This window comes from Gordonia polyisoprenivorans NBRC 16320 = JCM 10675 (genome assembly GCF_000241325.1).
Classification (GTDB): domain Bacteria; phylum Actinomycetota; class Actinomycetes; order Mycobacteriales; family Mycobacteriaceae; genus Gordonia; species Gordonia polyisoprenivorans.
On sequence record NZ_BAEI01000046.1, the window covers coordinates 1 to 1,852 of the forward strand.

The 1,852-nt window shown below is 63.3% G+C and carries 1 protein-coding gene and 1 pseudogene; one reads left to right on the forward strand and one right to left on the reverse strand.

Annotation, left to right across the window (positions count from 1 at the left end):
• Window positions 1–138 precede the first annotated feature (138 nt).
• Window positions 139–729: pseudogene (locus GOPIP_RS29095) on the forward strand (transposase); the annotation flags it as partial.
• Between the two features lie 632 nt (window positions 730–1,361).
• Here the strand turns inward: GOPIP_RS29095 and GOPIP_RS12580 are convergent.
• Window positions 1,362–1,852 (reverse strand): hypothetical protein (locus GOPIP_RS12580; RefSeq protein ID WP_211602020.1); only part of this gene is annotated, 491 nt, incomplete at its 5' end.

A 1,852-nucleotide genomic window follows, 5' to 3' on the forward strand; every position in this document is an offset into this window, starting at 1 on the left:
CGGATTCAACTGGTCGTCGCAACACCCTGATTCTCGGAGGTGTGCGGCGTGGTTACAGCGGACTGGAGCAGGAAGACCAGCGATGTGCCGGTAGGTGTTCGTCGACAGTGGCGTGCTGATCGTGCACTTCGGCCGGCGATGCGATCGCCGGGGCGGCCGGAGCCGTCGCGGCAGGTGCAACGTGAGTTTTGGCGGGTGGTCGCGACGGGGGTGAGCACGGCGCAGGCATCGATCGCTGTCGGTGTGTCGGTGCCGGTGGGTACACGGTGGTTCCGCCACGCTGGCGGTATGAGGCCGCTGAGTCTGGATGAGCCTTCGGGCCGCTATCTATCCTTCGCGGAACGGGAAGAGATCGCGCTGCTTCGCGTTCAGGATTGTGGGGTGCGTGAGATCGCACGGCGGATCGGGCGCAGTCCGGCCACGATCTCGCGTGAGCTACGGCGCAACGCCGCAACCAGGAGCGGGAAGCTTGAGTATCGGGCGTTGGTGGCGCAGTGGAAAGCCCAGCAGGCCGCCAAGCGCCCGAAAACAGCGAAGCTCGTGGCCCACGTCGAGTTGCGGGAGTACGTACAGCACCGCCTGGCCGGCGTTGTCCGCCGTCCCGATGGCACGATCGCTGCGGGCCCCACGCCACCACCGTGGAAGGGGCTCAACAAGCCGCACCGTGCCGACCGGCGGTGGTCGCCGGCGTGGAGTCCAGAGCAGATCTCCCAGCGTTTGAAGGTCAAAGTTCCGGCCCACGATCGGAGCGGTGTACCGGCCAGCCGGCCAGTGGATGTTTCGTCGTTCTGTCAGGGTGTTGCGGATCTCCTGGGTGGGCTCAGCGCTGTCGGGAAGGCGTCCGCGGACTCCTCGCGCCAGGGCCGAGGCCACAATGTGGCCATCAAGTAGCAGTCGGGCAACCCGGGCATGGACCCGGTCGTTCCCACTGAAGCCGTTGGGAAGCGTCATGCTCTGCCTTGTATATGCGAGGACTGCGGCCAGGTCCTCAGCGAACCGGTAGACCATGAGTTGCTCTTTCAAGTCGGGGTCTTCGTTGTCAACTTCGTCGCTAGATCGGCCGTATTTGGTCAGGAATCGGCCGTCGATGTGGAACTCGACCTCTTTGGATGTGCGAAGGCCGAGAAGAACTTTGAACAGTTCGGCGACAGAGCGCGGACTGAGCCCGCGAATCTTGTATCCGACGTCCATCGACGACGCTTGGCCGGACGTGGCTCGATACGGAATCTCTGCGGCCACCGTGAGCCGGCTCCCACAGAACGACATCACGCTGGTTAAGCCGTGAGTTCCTTGGCGGACCTCCGTGACCGTTCCTTCCTCGGCGGCTACGACTTCACCGTCCTCGAGGAACCGGATCTCCATTAGCATTCCAACCGCTGGGCTGCGGTCTGTTCCTGCTCGAAGATCTGCCGGGTGCGTCGGTAGTGGTTGAGCGTCAACCATCGGTCCACTTCGGGATAGTCGATGAGCATCTGATTGAGCTCTGCGCGACCCATCCATCCCACAGTGGGTCGACGTTTCCCCGCTGGAGTGAAGGCTTCGGGCAGGCGTCTTATGTAGCCCTTCTCGGGGGTGGTGAAGTTGCTGCATGGGGCTACCAGAACCCATTCGTGCGGCTCCTGTTCCTTCACCGCCCGCACGAAGGACTTCTTGACTTTGTCTCGACGTCCCACGAACCCGCCGGACATGCCCTCGGGGTAATACTTCAACTGGTAGATAACGAGCCGGCCGTCGGGGTAAGTGACGGAGACGTCCACGCCTCCGTCACCGCCTCGTCCGTTCACGACGTCGACCTCGGCGACGCGCCGGAATTTCCGCATCACAATGTCTCGACGATGCGATCGAACCACGG